This window comes from Rhizobium sp. 01L419 (assembly GCF_056400025.1).
Window position 1 is genome coordinate 101,003 of the sequence record NZ_JBFTSM010000011.1, and the last position, 20,053, is coordinate 121,055.

The 20,053-nt window shown below is 59.1% G+C and carries 18 protein-coding genes; 14 read left to right on the plus strand and 4 right to left on the minus strand.

The window, feature by feature from the left end:
* Positions 1–21: 21 nt before the first annotated feature.
* Together AC1DUP_RS21685 and AC1DUP_RS21690 are read right to left on the minus strand one after the other, a co-directional pair.
* Entirely contained in the window at positions 22–630 is a 609-nt protein-coding gene (locus AC1DUP_RS21685) for a general stress protein (protein ID WP_113300487.1), read from the minus strand.
* Positions 631–660: 30 nt separating this feature from the next.
* Positions 661–978 carry a PepSY domain-containing protein gene (locus AC1DUP_RS21690; protein WP_113310446.1) on the minus strand — a complete coding sequence of 106 codons (318 nt, stop codon included), beginning with the start codon at positions 976–978 and terminating at the stop codon, positions 661–663.
* Positions 979–1,264: 286 nt separating this feature from the next.
* Between AC1DUP_RS21690 and AC1DUP_RS21695 the strand changes: the two genes are divergently transcribed.
* The 4 genes from AC1DUP_RS21695 (at position 1,265) to AC1DUP_RS21710 (ending at position 3,132) form a co-directional block, all read left to right on the plus strand.
* On the plus strand, positions 1,265–1,441 hold the full coding sequence (locus AC1DUP_RS21695) for a hypothetical protein (RefSeq protein WP_477834317.1): 177 nt from the start codon (positions 1,265–1,267) through the stop codon (positions 1,439–1,441).
* Between the two features lie 419 nt (positions 1,442–1,860).
* The gene (locus tag AC1DUP_RS21700) at positions 1,861–2,130 is read left to right on the plus strand and encodes a hypothetical protein (protein WP_477834499.1); all 270 of its coding nucleotides are present in this window, start codon (positions 1,861–1,863) and stop codon (positions 2,128–2,130) included.
* A gap of 412 nt (positions 2,131–2,542) precedes the next feature.
* Positions 2,543–2,818, plus strand: a complete 276-nt coding sequence (locus tag AC1DUP_RS21705; RefSeq protein WP_477834319.1) for a hypothetical protein — start codon at positions 2,543–2,545, stop codon at positions 2,816–2,818.
* Positions 2,815–3,132 carry a DUF1476 domain-containing protein gene (locus AC1DUP_RS21710; RefSeq protein ID WP_113335032.1) on the plus strand — a complete coding sequence of 106 codons (318 nt, stop codon included), beginning with the start codon at positions 2,815–2,817 and terminating at the stop codon, positions 3,130–3,132. The genes AC1DUP_RS21705 and AC1DUP_RS21710 overlap by 4 nt, the downstream gene beginning before the upstream one ends.
* A gap of 1,388 nt (positions 3,133–4,520) precedes the next feature.
* On the opposite strand, the gene AC1DUP_RS21715 is transcribed toward AC1DUP_RS21710, so the two are convergent.
* The gene (locus AC1DUP_RS21715) at positions 4,521–4,724 is read right to left on the minus strand and encodes a hypothetical protein (protein WP_162747229.1); all 204 of its coding nucleotides are present in this window, start codon (positions 4,722–4,724) and stop codon (positions 4,521–4,523) included.
* Positions 4,725–4,985: 261 nt separating this feature from the next.
* The gene (locus tag AC1DUP_RS21720; RefSeq protein ID WP_113508829.1) at positions 4,986–5,264 is read right to left on the minus strand and encodes a DUF1488 family protein; all 279 of its coding nucleotides are present in this window, start codon (positions 5,262–5,264) and stop codon (positions 4,986–4,988) included.
* Between the two features lie 824 nt (positions 5,265–6,088).
* Between AC1DUP_RS21720 and AC1DUP_RS21725 the strand changes: the two genes are divergently transcribed.
* From AC1DUP_RS21725 to AC1DUP_RS21770, 10 genes are all read left to right on the plus strand, one after another.
* Complete coding sequence (locus AC1DUP_RS21725) at positions 6,089–7,045, plus strand: class I mannose-6-phosphate isomerase (RefSeq protein ID WP_477834322.1); 957 nt, start codon at positions 6,089–6,091, stop codon at positions 7,043–7,045.
* A complete protein-coding gene (locus tag AC1DUP_RS21730) occupies positions 7,042–9,327 on the plus strand; it encodes a glycosyltransferase family 4 protein (protein WP_477834324.1) in 2,286 nt (761 codons plus the stop codon). The genes AC1DUP_RS21725 and AC1DUP_RS21730 overlap by 4 nt, the downstream gene beginning before the upstream one ends.
* Positions 9,328–9,370: 43 nt before the next feature.
* Positions 9,371–10,669, plus strand: coding sequence for a glycoside hydrolase family 130 protein (locus AC1DUP_RS21735; RefSeq protein ID WP_477834326.1), 1,299 nt, complete (start codon positions 9,371–9,373; stop codon positions 10,667–10,669).
* Between the two features lie 260 nt (positions 10,670–10,929).
* On the plus strand, positions 10,930–11,253 hold the full coding sequence (locus AC1DUP_RS21740; protein ID WP_477834328.1) for a hypothetical protein: 324 nt from the start codon (positions 10,930–10,932) through the stop codon (positions 11,251–11,253).
* 177 nt (positions 11,254–11,430) lie between these two features.
* The gene (locus tag AC1DUP_RS21745) at positions 11,431–11,553 is read left to right on the plus strand and encodes an AAA family ATPase (RefSeq protein WP_477834501.1); all 123 of its coding nucleotides are present in this window, start codon (positions 11,431–11,433) and stop codon (positions 11,551–11,553) included.
* Between the two features lie 620 nt (positions 11,554–12,173).
* On the plus strand, positions 12,174–12,914 hold the full coding sequence (locus tag AC1DUP_RS21750) for a polysaccharide biosynthesis GNAT family N-acetyltransferase UppQ (protein WP_477834330.1): 741 nt from the start codon (positions 12,174–12,176) through the stop codon (positions 12,912–12,914).
* 892 nt (positions 12,915–13,806) lie between these two features.
* Positions 13,807–16,227 carry a penicillin-binding protein 1A gene (locus tag AC1DUP_RS21755; RefSeq protein ID WP_477834332.1) on the plus strand — a complete coding sequence of 807 codons (2,421 nt, stop codon included), beginning with the start codon at positions 13,807–13,809 and terminating at the stop codon, positions 16,225–16,227.
* A complete protein-coding gene (locus AC1DUP_RS21760) occupies positions 16,227–17,891 on the plus strand; it encodes a peptidoglycan D,D-transpeptidase FtsI family protein (RefSeq protein ID WP_477834334.1) in 1,665 nt (554 codons plus the stop codon). The genes AC1DUP_RS21755 and AC1DUP_RS21760 overlap by 1 nt, the downstream gene beginning before the upstream one ends.
* Positions 17,892–18,344: 453 nt before the next feature.
* Entirely contained in the window at positions 18,345–19,247 is a 903-nt protein-coding gene (locus tag AC1DUP_RS21765; RefSeq protein WP_113508837.1) for a helix-turn-helix domain-containing protein, read from the plus strand.
* A 91-nt stretch (positions 19,248–19,338) separates the two neighbouring features.
* A complete protein-coding gene (locus AC1DUP_RS21770; protein WP_477834337.1) occupies positions 19,339–20,046 on the plus strand; it encodes a YbhB/YbcL family Raf kinase inhibitor-like protein in 708 nt (235 codons plus the stop codon).
* Positions 20,047–20,053: the final 7 nt, after the last annotated feature.

Below are 20,053 nucleotides of genomic sequence, written 5' to 3' on the forward strand. Positions count from 1 at the left end.
CACGGCTGCCATGTATTGTGATCAGGCCGCCGGAGGGCGACGGTAGCGGTCACGTTCCTGTTCGATCTCCTCTGGCCCGTACGGGTCGAGCGTTTCGTCGAAACGTGTCCAGCCCTGCTCGTTGTAAACGGCCTTGCGTTCTGTCGGATCGACCCAGTTCGAACGCTTCAGGATTGCTTCGGCTTCGGGCGCAAGAGCATCGTCTACCTTGGCAGTGACCAGGGTGCCGCCGCGACGCACGCCTTCCGCGTAAAAATTGGCGTCGTCCTCGGAGACACCAGAGCCCGTTAACGCCCCGATCAATCCGCCGGCCGCCCCGCCCGCTACGGCACCTGTAACGGCGCCAATTGCGGTCGCCGCAAGCCAGCCGGCAGCAACCACGGGACCGACGCCTGGAATCGCCATGATACCGAGACCGGTTAAAAGACCGCCCGCGCCGCCGACAACGGCCCCGAGGCCCGCGCCGGATTCTGCTCCGGTCGCAGCTCCCGACTGCTTGTCGGAATGGCGCTCGTCCGCGTTGTTGGAAACGATGCTGATGTCATTCGATGGAACGCCGGTTGCTTCAAGCGCGCTGACGGCGGAGCTTGCATCGGTGTAGTCGTCGAAAAGTCCAGTAATGGTTTTCATGAAAGTATCCTTCGGATTTGAGGAGGGGTGTTACTTCGCCACGACGTTGCCCTGATAGTCGAGGGCGACCATGACGGCCTTGCCGTCCTTCATGCCGGCCGCCATCCAGATGCCACTGTCATCCTTCTTGAGGTCCTTGACTTCGGTAAAGCCGGCCTTCTCGATGCGGTCCTTGGCCTGCGCCTCGGTGAAGCTGTTCGCGCCTGCGACGGGTGCAGCCGGGTTCTTCGTCTCTGGCGTCGCGACCGCCGGCGTCCCGGCATCGCTGGAGGGGGCGGGGGCCGTCTGTGCGGCAGCCGTCAGGACCGACGCTCCAAGGAGCGCCGCGGCCAGGATTATATTTTTCATTGAGGTTCTTCTCTTTCTCAGACCGGGTTCACACGGCCGTGACCAGACAACCGGTTCAGAAGGTTTAAGTTCCTTGGCGGACCTGGGTATCTCTCGCGCCAGGTGAGGGCCGGTCCCCGCCTTTCACGGCGCTTGCTGTCAACGAGCAGATATCGCGCGATGAATGTTCGGTTTTCTCTCGACCGCTAGCGCGTGACGCGGAGCGTTTGTAGAGCGAGAAACAAAATAAAGCTCTTGCTAATGCTGCCGGAAGGGCAGCTTGTGCATATTCATTGAGGAGATTGACATGATCAAATTCAAACAGATCGACGGCAGCAAAGAGCGATCAGCGGAAATCGGTGAGCAGCTCAAGAAGATCGATGCCGAGATGGCATCGCCCAATATTAAGGAAACGAAGCACGCCGAACTCAATGCGCTTCATCGCAAGTTGAGCGCCGAACGTGAGGCCTTATCCTCACAATAGTCACGGCAAGATGCGGATATGGAGCTGACAAGCCTCCGCAAGAACGATGACGGAAGCGGGCAGGTTAGGCTTTCTCAGAAATCGATCGGCGAGAGGCTGCGGTTTAGTCCCCTGTGGGAAATGTTCACGGGTCAACCCGTCAAAGACAGCGTGGGAATGGGATGGTGGGCGCTTGTCCGACGACCGGGACTCGGTAATAGACGGCATTGGAGGTCGCCAAGGCGAACGGCGGTCTCCAATGCGCGTACAGAATTCGTCGAGCTTCGGACGGCGAGTACGTCTGGCATCATAGCCGCTTTCTACCCCCAACGGCGACGAGACGGAGTGGCTCGGGACCTGCACCGACGTGCAAGAGCTTAAGGAGTTGCAGAGCCGCCAGGACGTGATGCTTTCCGAGTTGCAGCACCGGACGAAACCTCATCGCCGTTATTCGCTCGGCCTCCGCCAAGACCCGGGATGCCAGCATTTTACTCGACGAGTTCGCGGAGTCCTTCGACAATCGGCTCGCGGCCATCGCTCGAGTCCAGGGGCTGCAGAGACTGAGAGGGTATCTTTCGACGAACTTCTCAACGCCGAGCTCGCCGCGCATGTGGGGGATCGCTCTAAGGTTGCCGTACTTGTGTGGTGATCTTCTGCACAAAATGCGACCTCAGTGCTGGACGCGAATGGTGCGAAAAGGGGGCCGATGAACGGGTCGCGGCACGGAATGCTGAAACTAATGGTGAACTGGCCGACCATCCGCGGGACTTTGCAGGCTCAGATCGGCCGGTCGCTGATGCGCAATTTTACGATCAACGAACATTGCGAGCGGTGAGCGTGAAATTATCTCCGCGTCGATTTGCATAGCCTCTGGAGGCGGCTTCCTGAATTGCAGAGCGTGCGGCGCAAAGTCCTGGTGCTTTGACCGTCCTAAACGCGACGCAATTCGGGAGTAATGATAATCGGTCGTCGTTTGGCCGCTATGGCTTTCCGCGGTGTCAGAGACCCTTGACCCGCCATCCTCCCGAATTCCGATAGCAACGCCCGGTGCTGCTGGCCGGATGAAGCGATTAACCCGCTTTTCATCAGCCAGTAGTCAGATCGTTTTTGGAGATTATCGCGATGTCAACGCGCACAACGAATACCATCGTTCACTTTTCTCAACCGTTTGAATTGCCGGATATCGATGGAATCAATCCGGCAGGTGATTACAAGATTGTACAGGATGAGGAATTGATCGAAGGGCTTTCACAACTGGCCTATCAGCGTGTCGCAACATTCATTCATCTGCCGCCGATTTCTGCCGATAACCGGAGGCGGCAATTCGTCAAAATAGATCCTACTCTTCTCGAACATTTATTGAGTGCGGCGCCTTCACATGGAGAGTCCACACCATGAATGTGCTGGAAAATCGGAAAAGAGCGCTCGAGGAAAAATACTTCCTGGACGCCGAGATGGCGTTCAAGGTGAACTCTCGTCGAGACCGGTTTCTCGCCCAATGGGTGTCGGAAATGATCGGCATTACCGATATCGAAGCCTACGTCGCCGAAATCATCGACGTTCGCTTCACAGCAGCGGGAGACGACGGCGTGGTGGCAAAAATCCTCGCTGATGTTCGATCTGCAGGTAAGGTTATGGATGAGAACGAGCTTCGAGACAGTATGGACAAGATGATGGCGAGTGCAGAGGAGGCAATCGCCGTTCGCCCTTGAGATGCCTGGGTTCTTAAGTCCGGCTCATGCGCGCGTTCAAGCTGCGCGGCTTGAGCGATAGTGCGCGTTCCTCCTCAGGCGCGGGCGACTTTGTGTCACTGCGTGTGGCGCGCCTTGCTTAAAATCCAATCGGCGCGCATTATGAGTAATCGGCAGCATTTGAAGCGGGCGCTGCCGTAAAAGGCTATGCCCTTCGCCCCAACCAAAGGAGGGCGTGATGTCTTCCGTAATCAACCATATTCGCGACTACGGCCACGACACGGCGATCAGAATTTTGCTCGTTCTAAGCTTCCCCGTCGTTCTATATGTGATCCTGGAGGGCTGGCTGTGGTGACGATTCCCTCCCTCGGGGAGCGCACCATAAACAGCGAACGCTCGACACTCCGGCGAGTTCTCAAGCGCGCCGACTACGCCACATCCGACATGCAAGCCGAAAGTCCATGCCTGAGCACTTCTTGAAACTATATGGGATCAGCACAAGATGCGCGCACATTCGTTCACCGCTCCCTCAGCGGCGTATTAGCATCTGCGGAAGATACTGTTTGCTTTGTCACCGACGACGGCGCATGGTCCCGCCTCCAGCAGTAATCACTACGAGCGCAGCTGTTGAGGGCCTCCAGACCATAGCCCGACCAAGAGCAGGACCTCATTTCCTTAGGAATTTCGTTGGGTATCTGACGAGCCAAGACCTTACAATGGTGCCGCGGGTGCGGGAGTGATGCCGACTACACCGGCGATACTCTTCTGGAACGGCGTCAAGCCATTAGCCTTGCGATCAAGTGATGGTCCGCCTCTTCCAAGAGGGAATGACGGATCCTGCCGACCTAACCGTCCAATTCGAGGGACATTTCGGCAAACCCAAGAGGGCCTGCAGCTTCACGCCTCAACCCGAGGTCTTCCAACAAGACTGCCGGGCTACAGTTCACTGAGAATGCACGCAAAGGCGCTAGATAAAGATGAAGCCACCAATTTATGATGTCGACGACAATCAACGCATCGGCGAGTGTAGACGCATTTTCGATAATTTGACCAAAGAAATCATACTTCGGGCGGTGGAGGCCGGCTGGCGCGAAAGCGAGGCCTCGATAGCTCTCGCAGACGCCGCGGAACGGTACGTCATCTACGTCGCTACCGCTCCGCGCGCAGTCCGTCAGGCTGCGAATGGCAACTTGATATCCGATGCCTGAGGGTGGATTGATGTGATGAACGAAGTGGTTGCGGGGGGCGGCCAGGGCGCGTGGAGGAGTCGGAACTCGTGGCGGCGCGCTCAAGCGGCCGGAAAATATGATGGCCAACAAGTATTACCTCAGGGGTCTGGAGCACCGAGTTGTCGGCGTTTCCGACGATCATAGGCGTGGGCGCATGTGGAAACAGCAAGTCTCTTCCACCTAAGCCAGCGGCATCTGATCCGGAAAAGGGACCGGTGGGTTGGGTAGGTTCAGCCTGATGCGTTGACCCGACGCCCAAGCGAGAGCTTGCGTTTCGAACGAAAACTCGCGCTCGATCATGACGCCGTGCTCAACAACGCGAACGCTCCATCGTTCAGGAGATACCAGGATAGAGACGAAGTTGTGAAAGGTCATGATATCCATGTCTTGCTCGGCGAAAGCCGTGGAAGCGACAGTAACAACCGCCGGGTTCAACGTCTATCTGCCCGCATCTCTGAGGAGGAGGTCTCTTTCATTGGCGATGGGGCCAAGTCGTTTCCGCAGTCGGTTCTCCTCGACCTCATCTAGCCGCAAGCTTTTTGCGAATTCGCTGACAAGCGCGGTTTTCGCCGTGGCTGATTGGACCGGCGGATCTGATTTGGTCGGATGATGCACGGTCGTATCCTTTCAGGAATTACGGTATCATCAACGACAATGCCCAAGATCCAGCGTGATGGCGCTGTTTTTGGTGTTGGTATAGGCAGATCTCGCGGCCCACAGAATCCTTGGCCGTAACGCATCGAAGGATGTGAGATAATCACCCTCGCTAGCACTGATGCGACTTCTCGCAGCCAGAACTTCGGTCGCCAAGTAGAACTTAATCTCGAACACCCCGTCACATCCGGTAAAGCGGACACACCGATTCCTGTCGCCAAAACAGCGAGCCTTGTTCGGAAACCAATGCCAGTCAGCGGCCACCCTCATCCTGCCACCGATCCACAGCACTGTCCTTAGGTAGTCGATTAAAGCGCGCGCCTTGCGTTGCCCGTTTGCGGTTGGCGAGAGAATTCAGGAGAGCTGATTTGGGCCTTACACCACCCCAGCACTCAGAGGAAAGGAATGTCGAGGCGTCGCGTTTCATGTCGGACGTCGCGTCGGAAGCAGAACCCTGGAGACCGGTCGTCCTCAAAACGTCTCTGACCAGTTTGAAACCGGTCAGCTCGACATGCGATGCTGCTATATTGGAAGACATGTCGTCCTCCTTTGTTGGGGCAAGGTTTTGCTCCCTTGATGACAGCGCCCTGAAGACAAGCCGCCACTATTGTATAGCTCGTGCCAAAATACCGGATTGCAAGGGATGATCGTCGTGTGCCGCCGGCTGGCGGTCTTCTTGAGGATAGAACGATAATCATCCCGCGCTCTGCCTCGACGGCGCGGTGACCGCCAAGCTTGTGCAGAACTGTTGCCATCACTGGCCTAGCCCAGTCAGTGGGACCATGTTTGAATGCCGGTTGGTAATCGGACTTAAGTATCGGCAATTGAAGATCGCTATTGCTGGCTGAGTCCGTTAAATACCCCGACCGTTGAATTTCTGAAATTTCATCCGATATATATTTAGTGCAGGCTATTCAGCCGCAACTATTTGTTTCTAGCATTCCCTATCTCCGGCCCCGCCGACGAGGCGCATCCCGGCGCCAGTTGTCTCACTTTCGCATTCGGTCAGCCGCAGACGATGGCCTGACATTCTTAGCAGCATACTCCGACCTCAGATCGCCCCGGTCTTAGCGGCACGGTCAAGGAGTTGCATCATGGTCGTCGAGCAAGCCTCACTGCGGATTGCATTCAAACCCTGGGGCCGCCGCGATCTTCGACCCTGGGCTGCCGCGCATCATGGTGATGCGGTGGGAGAAATCTGGTTCGAGCGCAAGCATACAGTCGGGCCCGATCCTGCGCTGCTTCTGAAGCTGCTCTTCACCGAACAAGCGCTGTCGATTCAGGTTCATCCCGACGATCGTTTCGCGCAATCGCTCGGCCTTCCAAATGGCAAGACCGAAGGCTGGTATGTTCTTTCAGCGGAACCGGATGCTCGGGTGGCCGTAGGTCTAAAGCGAGAGCTGACGCGCCCACAACTGCGCCAGTCAATTCTCGACGGATCGATAGCCGAGATGGTGGAATGGCGCTGTGTGGTGGCGGGAGAGGTCATCTTCATTCCCGCAGGGACCATTCACGCGATCGGGGCGGGGCTAGTGATCGCCGAGATCCAGCAGAGAAGCGATACAACGTTCCGGCTTTTCGACTACGGGCGGGACCGTGAGCTTCATGTGGATCAGGCTGTCGCCATCGCTGATCGATGGCCGGCACACGCCCTAGCTGATCCCGTCGATCTCACGCAGATGCGGCGACAGTTGATCTCCTGCCCATACTTCACCTTTGAACAGGCCAATCTTTCTGCCTGTTCGAGGTGGGAGCTGATCGCCGAATGCGAGACGTGGGCGCTCGTCATCTCGGGCGATGCGACCATCGGGTCGACGCATGCGGTCATCGGAGAAGCGTTCCTCGTCGATAACGCACGGATCCCTATTGTGGCCGGGCGCGGCGGCCTGACGCTTCTCCTCGCCTATGCCAGCGCAGAGCCGAGACCCGGTCTGTTGCGCGATCTCAAAATGGAACAGGTCGAACCGGCAGCATCGATCATCGACCATGCCATCTTTCATCATCAACAATCGGCAGGCTTGCCAGTCCTGTTACCGGAGACACGCCCATGACCGAACTCAAGACCATCGCCTTTATCGGCAATTCGCTGCCGCGGCGCTGCGGTATCGCGACCTTCACCACGGATCTGCAGCAGGCAATCTCCAGATCGCCCGCGAACATCGGTACCATGATTGTGGCGATGAATGACCACGGCCACGCCTATGACTACCCCGCCAGTGTCTCGCTTCAGATCGGTGATGAGACCCTGAGAGATTATATCCAAGCGGCAGAGACGCTGAATGCCAACCGGGTCGATCTCGTATGTCTCCAGCACGAATTTGGCATCTTCGGGGGCGAGGCCGGCAGCCATATCCTGGAGTTGCTGAGCCGGCTGGACATGCCGGTCGTCACGACGCTGCATACCGTGCTCGCCGAACCCAATGCCGCCCAAAGGCATGTTTTTGCCTGGATCATAGAGGCATCAGCGAAGGTCGTCGTCATGGCCGAAAAGGCACGCGCGCTGCTGACCGAGGTCTATGATGTCCCGAAAGAAAAAATCGAAGTCATTCCCCACGGCATTCCAGATTTGGCCTTCCTGGAACCCGATCTCGCGAAGGCAAAGCTCAGCTTTGAAGGCCGATCGGTTATCCTGACCTTCGGGCTGCTTTCACCCAATAAAGGCATCGAGGTGATGATCGACGCCATGCCGTTGATCCTTCAAAGCCGCCCGGATGCAGTCTATGTCGTGCTCGGCGCGACCCATCCCAATCTCATCCGCCATCAGGGCGAGGCCTATCGAGAAAGCCTCGTGGCACGGGTCAAGGCCTTGGGCGTCGAAGACCACGTCGTTTTCCTTGATCAGTTCGTCGATCAGGCGACACTGCTGGACTTTATCTCTATGTGCGATGTCTACGCCACGCCTTATCTGAACGAGGCGCAAATGACCTCAGGGACCTTGGCCTACAGCTTCGGCCTAGGAAAAGCGGTGGTCTCGACGCCCTATTGGCATGCGCAAGAGCTCCTGGCCGAAGGACGCGGCATTCTCGTTCCGTCCGGCGATGCTCAGGCCATCGGCACCGAGATCGCCGGATTGCTGACAGACGACGTCCGGCGAACCGCCATGCGGACACGCGCCTATGCCAGTAGCAGGTCGATGACCTGGCAGAGGACCGCGGACCGTTATCTTGCCACTTTCGAGGCTGCGCAGCATCGAATCCCTACTGTCTGGCGGGTGCCCAGCAGCGGCAAATCCTCCGTAGGCACGCCTCTGGTGTTGCCGCAGACGCAACTCGCCTATTTCCTGTCCATGTGCGACGACACCGGATTGTTCCAGCATGCCGTGCATTCAGTGCCGGACCGGTCGCATGGCTATTGTGTGGACGACAATGCGCGAGCCTTGCTGCTGGCAAGCGCGCTCAATACGCCGGGCGAGAAGCCACTGGCAAACGCCCTGACGAACCGTTTCGCGTCATTCGTGCAGCATGCTTGGAATCCCGACGAAAAGCAGTTTCGCAACTTCATGGGGTTCGATCGCTGCTGGCTGGAGGACAAGGGGTCGGAGGATAGTCACGGCCGGACGCTCTGGGCTTTAGGAGAATGCGCGCGCAGCGACACCAATGCGTCGCGCCGCAGTTGGGCGGCCGCGCTTTTTGCTGACGCCTTGCCTAAGGTCGAAACGTTTCGGTCGCCACGTGCCTGGGCATTCGTTCTGATCGGCCTTGATGGCTATTGCGCCATCAGAGCAGAAGATCTCATCGCCAAACGACTTCGCCGTCTTCTGGCGGAAAGGCTGCTGCGCCTTCTTGCTCAGGTCGAGACGGCGGATTGGGTCTGGTTCGAGGAGGGGCTCTCCTATGACAATGCACGCCTGCCTGAGGCCTTGATCCTGACCGGCCTTGCCAGCGGCTCGTCTGCCTATGTCGATGCCGGTATCCGCACCTTGCGGTGGCTGATGCTGAGGCAGACGGCGCCGGCCGGTCACTTCCGGCCGGTCGGGACCGAAGGCTTCGGCGACAGACGTGCAGCGCCCAAGAAATTCGATCAGCAGCCGCTTGAGGCTGCAGCGACTATTTCCGCCTGCGTGACTGCGTGGCGTGCCGATCAGGGTGCGGAATGGATAGCCGGTGCTGCAAGCGCATTCGGCTGGTTCCTTGGTGCCAACGATCTGTCCCAAACGCTCGTCGACGTCGATACAGGCAGTTGCCGCGATGGGCTGCACAAACTGYGCGTCAACGAAAACAGGGGCGGAGAGTCCGTGGTTTCCTATCTGCTGGGGCTCATCGAGTTTCGCAGGTTTTCTCGCATTTTCGATCAAACCGTCAGGCTCTCCGATCTTCACGCGCAACGCGCCTGACGGACGTCTTTCTGAAAGCATCAGCAATTCGGTCGAGGTTATTTTGTCAAACGCCACGTTCATAAACCGGCAGGCCCTGTTCCTGCGCCCCGACGCATCGCGCGTCGTCGTCCGCCCGTTCAAACCGGCAACCGAACCGCGGGATCTCAATCCGACCGACAAAACACGGGCAAATCATATCGTCGATCGAGTTCTGGCGCTCCATCCGGAGGCGGCGGAAAGCCTGCTTGCGGAGATCCTGGAGAATTTTGAAGGCCGCCACCGAAACCTGCTCGCGACCTTCGAAAATCGAGCTGCGGAGATGGAAGAGGCATTCGCACCGCATGCCGGCTTCTCCCAAGCGCAACGACGGCTGGTGGGCGCCTATTTCCTGCACGAATATTCCTTCGAGGCATCGGCGCTGTTTAATCCCAGCATCGTTTCGCATCCGGATCAAAGCGGTCTTGAGAAGGGGACCCGGCGCTTCATCGTCAGCTTGCGGGCGGTCGGCGAGGGACATGTGTCTTCCCTTACATTTCGATCCGGCGTGATCGCGCCCGACGGCAGCGTGGACATCGAACCGACCGCGAGGCTCGCCTCGACGCCGACCATCACCTCACGCGCGTCCGTTTTGACCGGCGAGCAGATCGACGTCAGCTTCAGCCCTGAACAGTCGATCAGCGAGCGGGTCATTTTTCCCATCACGCCATCCCAGTCCAACGGCATCGAGGACGCCCGGTTCGTCGTGTTCGAGGACGGCGATGAGAAGACATATTATGCGACCTATACGGCCTATAGCGGAACCGGCATCCGCTCGGAGCTGATGGAAACCAAGGATTTCATGTCGTTCCGCATGACCCCGCTATCGGGCACCGCCGCCCGCAACAAGGGCATGGGCCTGTTTCCCCGCCGGATCGACGATCGTTACGCGATGATCGGCCGGCAGGACAACGAAAACCTCTATCTCATCCAGTCGGACGACCTCTACACCTGGAACGGCGGCCAGCTGATCCTCGGCCCCAAGTTCGCATGGGAATTCGTGCAGATGGGAAATTGCGGCTCGCCGATCGAACTGGATGAGGGATGGCTGCTGCTGACGCATGGCGTCGGCCCCGTGCGCAAATATGCAATCGGCGCCGCACTTCTCGACAAGAATGATCCATCTAAAGTGATCGCGCGCTCACGGGAGCCACTAGTGCGGCCGGAACCGTCGGAGCGCGAGGGATATGTGCCGAACGTCGTTTATACTTGCGGCGCGATGCGCCATAATGGTCACATCATCTTACCTTACGCCGTCTGCGATACGTTCTCGAACTTCTCGAGCATCAAAATCCCGGACCTTCTAAAAATGCTTGATGGTTGAAGCTTGCCCCTGTGCTGGATAGCCTTCGATCCCAGGTCTATTAAGGACGCCTCCTGATACATGGGGGCCATGAGTTCGGATGCCTTCAAGGCTGTTTCACATCCCGCAGCCATAATGATCGGTGAGCCTATTTGCGGCTTTTCCACCGGTTCGCACCGACACCGGGCGGCTTTCGATAATCTGGCGATCACCTCCATCCCCGGTTGGCGGCTGGTTCAACATCGGGGTCCTACACACCTCTATGACCGGAAGAGACGGGCATGAATCCTATGCGCCATGTTCGGTCGATGATCTGCGCTCCAGAGCCTACGACTATTGGGCGCTCCGCCACCTCCACGAATTCGAAATCGTCTCTGGCGACCGCTGATCGTCTATCCGGGAAATCTTCAGGGGCGTGCCAGCGAGCCTATGAAGATCTCTGGATCGAAAAACTTGAGCTGAAGCTTTCCTTGCCAACCTCCGTCGAGACCATCGCTCCAGCCGCATTTGAATTTTCCGCGATCGCTGAGGGCGATGATGCGCCAAAGTTTGCAGAGATCGATGCCGTTGTTGCAGAGATCGTCACGAAATGCCCGGTGGCTTAGCAACGCAAGATCTGCCACTCGGGATATCGAACGGCGATTTGCTCAAGGAGGCGCGCGAGCTTCTTTTGGCTCGAATGTCGTCTGCAGGTGAGACATGCGCTTCGATAGACTGGATCTGCTGCGATACGGTCTCTGTCCGCCCGTTCTCTGTCGTTTCGACCGGGCGCCAAACTTCATATCGTCTACGGCACGAACGAGGCCGGCAAATCCACGGCTCTGCATGCCCTGTCCGATCTACCGTTTGGGTTTGCCGCGGCTCTGTACCGGTTTGAGCCGCCGCACCTTTGCCGTTGCGTCTGAACCGACAAAGAACGAACAAATCCGCGCCGCGCTTCTCAAGCGGCGGCCCACTCGTTGACATAACTGCACGCGCTTCGCAGTCCCCCCTTTCGTGGCTCGTCATATGCCGAGCAGGCACGAACGGGCTTACGGTGAGCGAGGAACAGATGGCCGGCACTGGCGGAGATCTCCCAATTGCCCACGCCCTGGCATCGAAGTGACAGTGATTCCACGCGTCGTGTTCCCGCCGTTGCAGCCACTTTCCATTTGGCCAGGCGGCGCGAATGTGCGCATTCGTGACCGGATCATATGTGCAAGTTGTGGAGGGTGACTGTTTACTCCGACGGAATGGAATCCCGTTCGAAGTGAGGCCATCAAGCGTTTTGCCGATGCGCGCAACTGACGTCAGGCCCTAGCAGACGACAATCTTGTCCCTAGCAAGCCATCTACAAAAAGTAGCAGAAAATTAACCATTTACGCGTGGTAGCATGGAACATTCGATCTTGCTAATAAGTTGATGATCCGCAGATCCTCAGCCTCTAGTCCCGCACTCGGCGGATGCGGATCGCAGGAGAGCGCGCGCCTCCTTCATTGTCATGTCGCCGGAACGTGTTCCGGCCAATTGGTCTTGGAGGACTTCAATGTTGTCTTATAAATTGGGCGTCGCCGTGACGGCGCTTGCGTGCGCAACCCTTGGCATGTCGGCTGCGGCAGTTGCACTCGATATCGGTGGACAGAACGGCATCAGTGTCGGCAGTAATGGCAGCGGCGGCCTCGGCGTATCAGTCGGAGGCCGCACTGGCGTTAACGGCAGTGTTGGAAGCAGACCGAGCGGCGCGCTCGCGGTCGACGCTTCCGTCGGCGGCTCGAGCGGCCTCAACAGCAACACCTCGGTCGGCGGCAGTAACGGCGGGCTCGGTGTCGGTACGCGGGCAGGCATCGGCGGGTCGAACAATGTCCGTGCCACCGCGAACGCCACTCTCGGTGGATCGAGCCTCGCAACGACGAGAACCGATGCCACGGTCAATGGTTCTCGGGGCGTGGCGGCCGACGTTGACGCGACGGTCGGGGGAACAAGGCTTGGGAGCGCGCGTGCAACGGTCGGTTCCACTGGCACCACGCTTGCAGATATCCTGCTCGGCTCTCCGCCAACAGCCGATCGCGACGCGAATGGCGGCAATGACACCGGCGAATCCGGCATTGCAAGCTCCAGCGGTTCGCGGATAGGCAATCCCGCAACGGAGCGTCATGTCAGGGCGATCAGAGACATGTCTTCCCTCGAGCGCGCCAAGGCAAAGGTCCGATGCAAGGATGTGCTGCGTTCCGGTGGCTATGATGCAGGTCTGACAAACCTCTGCAAGATAGTCGTCTCGATGCGGTGAGAGGCCTGGCGAGCGCTGCGCTGCGGGTATGCCCGACCCTTGATCTCGGATGATAAGATGGGAGGTCCTTCGGACCTCCCTTTCCGTTGGGAAATGTGGACAGACCGTTGCCCCATTGGTGCTCGTGGGGGCATACATAGAGATAATCCTGTGAAAAGCGCATCGCCGAAAGGCGTCCCAGGGCCGGCGCTATAACGTCTCTCAATGGGCAGAATGAAGGCATGGCAGCGAATAGATATTCTCCCTTTGCGCCGATCGAGCTCACATTCCATAACAATCGGCCGACAATGATCATCCGCACTCTGACAGACGCGGCGCGCGTCCTCATTCGGAGATAGCCTCTAGACGATGGCGAGGAGTTATCACCGCCGGCAAGGCCCGCGCCGATGCCCTCATTGGCGGGTCAGCCCTGAGGTGCTTCGCCGGGTGATCCTGCGCGCCGCGAACGAAGCCGGCATCTCTGCTCTGTCGCTCGTCCATGACGAACATCGCGAGAAGCCTCAGCCGACCCGCTTCCGTCGTTGCGTGGCCAATGATGGCGCAATCACCGTAAAGTTCTGCCAACGCCTTTATCACGTCTTTACTGATGCTGACACATGCCGGCCTGCGTAACAAATAGAGAACTTCAGCAACGAGGAGCCCGCGATGCACGTCCGGACGGACCGCGATGCCCTAACTGAATTTATGCCTGATACCAAATAACGTCGTTTGTGTGTGGTTTTCAAGAACTGTATCGAAGCTCGTCAGACCATGCCTGATGCCGTTCGGAGGCGTCGGTCATTCCAGCCAAGCATGAGATCAGGTCGCAGGTTCCGGTGCGTGCATCCGCGCGCCAGGGCATCCGTATCACGGCCAGGTCTCGTTGCTTGCAGGGGCAGCGGGAGTCCGGAACGTGCTAAGATTATTCACCTGGCTCTTGAATGTGCTCACCAATCTCGTGCTTGCCGCGGCCATCGTGGCATTCGTGCTGTTGCAGGGCGCGACGGCAAATTTGCCGGATTACCGGGCGCTTGCCGAATGGCAGCCGGCGCTGACCTCGCGGCTCTATGCGAGCGACGGCTCGGCACTTGCCGAGTTTGCCAGGGAGAAGCGGTTGTTCCAGCCGATCGGCTCCGTGCCGTTGCGAGTGAGGGGTGCATTTCTTTCCGCAGAGGACAAGAATTTCTACCAGCACGGCGGCATCGATCTCGAAAGCATTGCGCGCGCTTTGATGTCCAACATCGCCAAATCGGTCTCCGGCGACCGGCTCGTCGGCGCTTCCACCATTACCCAGCAGGTGGCGAAGAACTTTCTGCTGACATCTGATCGCACGGTGGAACGCAAGCTGAAGGAGGCGCTGCTTGCGATCCGCCTCAACCAGAGTTTCAGCAAGGACCAGGTGCTCGAGCTTTATCTCAACGATATCTATTTCGGCTCGGGCGCTTATGGTCTGGCACAGGCGGCGCTCACGTATTTCGGCAAGAGCGTCGGCGAACTCGATATAGCCGAAGCCGCCTATCTGGCAGCGCTTCCCAAGGGGCCGAACAATTACAATCCCATCCACTCCTATGAGAAGGCGTTGGCCCGGCGCAACTGGGTGATCGGCCAGATGCGCGAGAACGGCTTCATCAGTGCGGCGGAGGCCGGCAAGGCTGCCGATGAGCCGCTGAAGGTGATGCTGAAAGAGCGGCGGGTACAGATTACCGAGAGCGAATTCTTCACGGAGGAGATCAGGCGTTTCCTTCTGGCCAGATATGGCGAGGAAGGACTCTACACGGCTGGCCTGACGGTGCGCACCAGCCTCCATCCCGCCCTGCAGCGGGCTGCAATGAAGGCGCTGCGGCGCGGGCTTGTCGAATACGATCAGGCGAGGGGATATCGGGGGCCGGTGGCACAACTTGCTCTAGGTGAGAGTGCTGAACAGGTTTCCCAGAGGGTGCAGGGGCTTGCCGACGTCCCAGAGTGGCGGCCGGCGCTGGTGACAGGTGTGACGGCCGATGGGCTGGAGCTTCGGATCGATGGGCAAGCCGGCAAGTCGCTGCGCATGGATAAGGCGAATAGCTGGACGCTTTGCAAGATCTCCGAGGCCGGTCGTCGCTGCTTTAAGACGCCAGGCGAGGTGTTTGCCTCGGGCGATATCGTCTATGTCGAGGAGACGCCTGCGGGCCTCCGCCTGCGCCAACCGCCTGATGTCCAGGGCGCGCTGGTTTCGATGGAGCCGCGTACGGGCCGGGTCGTGGCGATCGCGGGCGGCTTTTCCTTTGCGCAGTCGCAGTTCAACCGGGCGACGCAGGCCTTCCGACAGCCGGGCTCGGCCTTCAAACCATTTGTCTATGCGGCAGCGCTCGATACCGGCTATACGCCCTCGACACTGGTGCTCGATGAGCCGCTCGCCATTCCCGATGGCGCCGGCCATATCTGGAGCCCGAAGAACTACGATGGTAAATCCGACGGTCCGTCGACCTTGCGCGTCGGGCTTGAAAACAGCCGCAATCAGATGACCGTGCGGTTGGCGCGCGCCGTCGGCATGGAGGTCGTTGCCGATTACGCTGAGCGTTTTGGCCTTTACGACCAGCTGACACCTTATCTGCCGATGGCGCTCGGGGCGGGTGAGACCACGCTGATGCGGCTGGTGGCCGGCTATTCGGTCATCGCCAATGGCGGGCGGGAGGTGCGGCCCTCGATGATCGACCGCATCCAGGACCGGACGGGCCATACGGTTTTCCGGCAGGATGACCGGGGGTGCCCGGATTGCCGCGCCGCAAATTGGCATGGCCAGGCCGAGCCGGGTGTCATCGACGACAAGGATTACGTTCTCGACCCGATGACTGCCTACCAGATTACCTCCATGTTGCAGGGCGTGGTTGAGCGGGGCACGGCGCATGGCGTCAGCGTGCTTGGCGTGCCTATTGCCGGCAAGACGGGCACGACGAATGACGAGAAGGACGTCTGGTTCGTCGGCTATACGCCCGATCTCGTGACCGGTGTGTTCATCGGCTACGATACGCCACGGCACCTCGGCTCGGGTGAGACGGGCGGCGGGCTTGCTGCGCCCATTTTCATCGATTTCATGAAGGTCGCGCTCGCCGGGCGTCCTGCTTCGAAGTTCATTCCGCCTAACGGTTTGATCTTCCACAGGGTCAACCGGAAAAGTGGGCAGGAGGTGGCCGCTGGGGCCGGGATCTCCGAGGCCTTCAAGCCGGGCACGGCGCCCTGCAGGGGCGCCTGCGCGGTCATCGGCGATGAGGAGCAGGGAAATATTGCCAGCGATCCCGGCGGTCTCGACGAGGCGACGCGGGCCGAACTTCTGCGCAATACAGGCGGCCTCTACTGATGCAGCAGGCCTCCTTCCACGCGTCCAGGCGCACTGCCTCTGCGAGCTCTCGTATCCTCATCCTGATGATCGGCTTTTCCGTCGCTTTCTTCATCGTGGTGGGCCGGCTCTTCTATCTCGGCCTGCAGGTGTTCCCAGAAGCGCAATGGGTGCCGAAGGGCAGTATCAACGGCCGGCCGGCCATTCTCGACCGTAACGGCGAGGCGCTGGCGATGGATATTCCGATTACCAGCGTTTATGCCTCGCCGAAACTGATCGTCGATGTGGACGAGGCGGTCGAGCGTATCACCGCCATTCTGCCAGAGCTTGACCGGCGTCAGCTCTATCGGCGGCTTTCCTCCGGCGCGCAGTTTGCCTGGATCAAACGGCATATCAGACCGCGCGAAGAGCAGGCGCTGTGGAATGCCGGCATTCCGGGCCTGAGCTTCCAGAAGGAGAAGAAACGCTTCTATCCGAAGGGGACGCTGGCAGCGCATGTGCTCGGCGCCGTCAACATCGACAATATTGGCATTTCCGGCCTGGAAAAATGGATCGAGACCGATGGTCTGGCAAACCTGCGCCAGAGCGGCATGGAGCTTGCGAGCGAAGATCTCAGCCCCGTCGTGACGACGCTCGATATCAGGGTGCAACACGCGCTCGAAGACGAGATCGCCAAGGCGATCATTAAACATGATGCCAAGGCCGGAGCCGGCCTCGTGCTTGATGTCGAAAACGGCGAGGTTCTGGCGCTGGCATCGCTGCCGACATTCGATCCGAACGAGCCAGCCGATGCGCTGGAGCCCGACAGAATCAACCGTATCGTGGCGGCCGATTTCGAGATGGGATCGACCTTCAAGGCGCTGACGACGGCGATGGCGCTCGATTCCGGAATGTTCTCTATCCACTCGGTCATCGATGCCAGCAAGCCGCTCGCCTTCGGGCGGATGCGCATCCATGATTTCGAGGGCAAGTACCGGCCTCTCTCAGTGCCTGAGGCCTTCATCTACTCCTCGAATATCTCGATGGCGAAAATGGCGATCGCCGTCGGTAAGGAGCGCCAGCAACAGTTCCTGCGGCAGTTCGGGCAGATGGACGCGCTTCGCACCGAACTGCCGGAGACAGCGATGCCGATCCTGCCGAGACGCTGGAACGAAGTCGAAACGGCGACCGTGTCCTTCGGGCATGGCATTGCCGTCACGCCACTGCAGGCGAGCATGGGCGTTGCCGCGCTTGTCAATGGCGGGCGGCTGATCCGGCCGACATTCGTGAAAGGCACGCCGGTCGACGCCCGCACATTTGCCTCCGGCCTGGTCGCGGCGCAGACGAGCCAGGCGATACGCTATCTGATGTCGCTGAATGCCACGGCAGGTTCGGCCAAAAAGGCCAGGGTCCCCGGCTATTTCATTGGCGGCAAGACCGGCTCGGCCGAAAAGGTGGTAGCCGGGCGCTATTCGAAGGAACTGAACATCACTTCCTTTATGGGCATCGTGCCGGCCGACAATCCGCAATATCTCCTGCTGACGCTGCTCGACGAGCCCAAGGGACTGCCGGAAACATACGGGTTCCGCACGTCGGGGTGGAATGCCGCGCCGCTCGGCGGGGCGGTGTTCAAGCGCGCGTTGCCGATGCTGGGTGAGCTCCCGTCTTTCGAGGCGCAGACCGACCCGTTTTCGGGTGTCCGCTGAAGCCCACATGTCTGCGAAAGATCTTGCAAGGAAGCCTGATGCCGATCGCATGCCAGGTCGTCAGAAAAGGCGTGAACCGAGCCGAGAGCGACGCCGTCTTCCTCACGATTTCGATGCCGCTTCATCATAAAACCAACACATGGTGCCGCCCGGTCGTCCGCAAACCCCGCCTTTACGCCTGACTTGAGCGCGAGAGAGTGGCCGTGATCGGGCATCATGTTCGTCTGCAGCGGGCGATCAGTCCGTCGATTTCGCCTGGCAGCCCGGTTGCGGACATCGACGGTTCGTCAACATCGAGAAGGCCCAGCTTCTCAAGGCGGCCGAAATGACGGATCGGTCCACAGACGGCAAAGGCATCAGTACGACGGTCGCGGGCTGAATTTACGCGTGTGAACGGCTTTTCCTCGCCTTCCGCCAGCGTATAAAGGCCTGGAGAAACAGCGAGGGTTCGACATGACAGGTACACCTGGAGGCGTTTTGCGCAGGGCCGCTATCACCGCGAGGCTGTTGACGCTTGCTAAATGCGACACGCGGGGTGCGCCGCAGGGGCAACACCAGCCTCCTGTCATCTCTGCATTCGTCGCCCGCAAACGTGAAACGATAACGCAGCTTGCCATGTCGACGACCGGTCTTGTCATCATCCTTGAGGGAGCAAAGGAGCTCACCTCCGGTGCAGAACGCCGGGTCTACAGGAGCGGCGACATCTTCGTTCTTTCGGCCAACGAACATTTCGACGTTGTCAATGAACCAGATGACAAGACGGGTTACTATCGGGCCTTGTTCATTCGCTTCGACCGCGCACTCATCATTGAGGCGGCCCGGCTGTGGCCGCAGTTCGTAAACCAGGAGACACGTTCGACGGAGCCTCGGATCACCGATGATCTGTGTTCAGCGATCCTTCATGCTGCGCAAGCATTAGCCCATCGCTTCCCGGTGTCGCGTCGGGTGGTCGAGCACCGCCTTCTCGAGGTGGTATTGGTGCTGGCCGAACAGGGCGTGCTTTCGCTCGCGCCCAAATACATCGAGGATTCGGTTGTGGCGGCGGTGCGTCTCCTGGTGCGGCATCGTCTTCATCTGAATTGGACCACGGCAGCGGTGGCTTCCGAATTCTCCATGTCTGAAGCAACACTGCGTCGGCGGCTTCGAGCGGAGGGCCATACGTTCCAAGGTCTACTGCTCGATGAGCGGATGAAGGCGGCCTTCATCATCCTGAGGGATCGTGACGCGGATGTTGCCGACGCGCTGGCGGCCACGGGATATCATTCGCGCGCGCACTTTTCGAGACAGTTCCAGGTGCGCTTTGGAGCAACGCCCAACGAGGTCCGTCTCGGTAGAGGAGCGCCGTCGAGCTCCTGATTGGAGTCGGCTCAAACCTGATCGGTATCGGATCATCTGCAGACATGATCGTCGCTATCCTCACCTCATCAACCGAGAAGGATAAATCGACATGCATCGATATTTACCGACAGTGGGTGCGGTTTGCGCCTTGGCATTTGCAACAACGGCGGCTGGATCCGACATCAAGAGTTTGAAGGTCGAGATCGAAGGAGTTGAGCAGGGTGGACGCCTGCCGGACAAGGCCGCCTTCTGTCCGCCATCCGCTACCACACAGAGAAACATTAGCCCTGCCATCACCTGGTCGTCAGGACCGCAAGGCACGAGATCTTATGCTCTGTTGATGACGGATCCAGATGTCCCCCGGGATTTCAGCCGGATCAACAAGGCAGCTGTAATGATCCGGCGCGACGACCCGCGAGTTTCGGTCTACCACTGGGTACTTGCCGACATTCCGCCTGAGACGAAATCGCTCGCGGAAGGTGTTGAAAGCGAAGGGCTGGTTCCCCACGGAAAGCCTGTTGGCGAGACGGCACACGGACGCCGGGGGACGAATGTCTACTCAAGCTTCCTGGCATCTGATCCGGAAATGGCCGGGACCTATGGTGGCTATGATGGTCCTTGCCCTCCGACAAACGACGAGCGCCCGCACCGGTACGTTGTTCAGGTCTATGCGTTGGACGTCCCGTCACTCGGCCTGAACAGCACCTTCGACGGTTCGTCAGTGGAGAACGCAATGCGGGGTCATGTTCTCTCGCAAGGAAACGCCATAGCCACTTATTCCCTCTATCCGAGTGTCACCAAACAGCTCGGCCAATGACAATAAT

Bases quoted from the DNA above. Each gene is read 5' to 3' on its own strand.
- AC1DUP_RS21765 (WP_113508837.1), top strand. From the start codon at position 18,345: ATGACAGGTACACCTGGAGGCGTTTTGCGCAGGGCCGCTATCACCGCG.
- AC1DUP_RS21740 (WP_477834328.1), top strand. From the start codon at position 10,930: ATGAATCCTATGCGCCATGTTCGGTCGATGATCTGCGCTCCAGAGCCT.
- AC1DUP_RS21760 (WP_477834334.1), top strand. From the start codon at position 16,227: ATGCAGCAGGCCTCCTTCCACGCGTCCAGGCGCACTGCCTCTGCGAGC.
- AC1DUP_RS21710 (WP_113335032.1), top strand. From the start codon at position 2,815: ATGAATGTGCTGGAAAATCGGAAAAGAGCGCTCGAGGAAAAATACTTC.
- AC1DUP_RS21685 (WP_113300487.1), bottom strand. From the start codon at position 630: ATGAAAACCATTACTGGACTTTTCGACGACTACACCGATGCAAGCTCC.
- AC1DUP_RS21715 (WP_162747229.1), bottom strand. From the start codon at position 4,724: ATGGATATCATGACCTTTCACAACTTCGTCTCTATCCTGGTATCTCCT.
- AC1DUP_RS21750 (WP_477834330.1), top strand. From the start codon at position 12,174: ATGTTGTCTTATAAATTGGGCGTCGCCGTGACGGCGCTTGCGTGCGCA.
- AC1DUP_RS21695 (WP_477834317.1), top strand. From the start codon at position 1,265: ATGATCAAATTCAAACAGATCGACGGCAGCAAAGAGCGATCAGCGGAA.
- AC1DUP_RS21720 (WP_113508829.1), bottom strand. From the start codon at position 5,264: ATGAGGGTGGCCGCTGACTGGCATTGGTTTCCGAACAAGGCTCGCTGT.
- AC1DUP_RS21725 (WP_477834322.1), top strand. From the start codon at position 6,089: ATGGTCGTCGAGCAAGCCTCACTGCGGATTGCATTCAAACCCTGGGGC.
- AC1DUP_RS21690 (WP_113310446.1), bottom strand. From the start codon at position 978: ATGAAAAATATAATCCTGGCCGCGGCGCTCCTTGGAGCGTCGGTCCTG.
- AC1DUP_RS21770 (WP_477834337.1), top strand. From the start codon at position 19,339: ATGCATCGATATTTACCGACAGTGGGTGCGGTTTGCGCCTTGGCATTT.
- AC1DUP_RS21705 (WP_477834319.1), top strand. From the start codon at position 2,543: ATGTCAACGCGCACAACGAATACCATCGTTCACTTTTCTCAACCGTTT.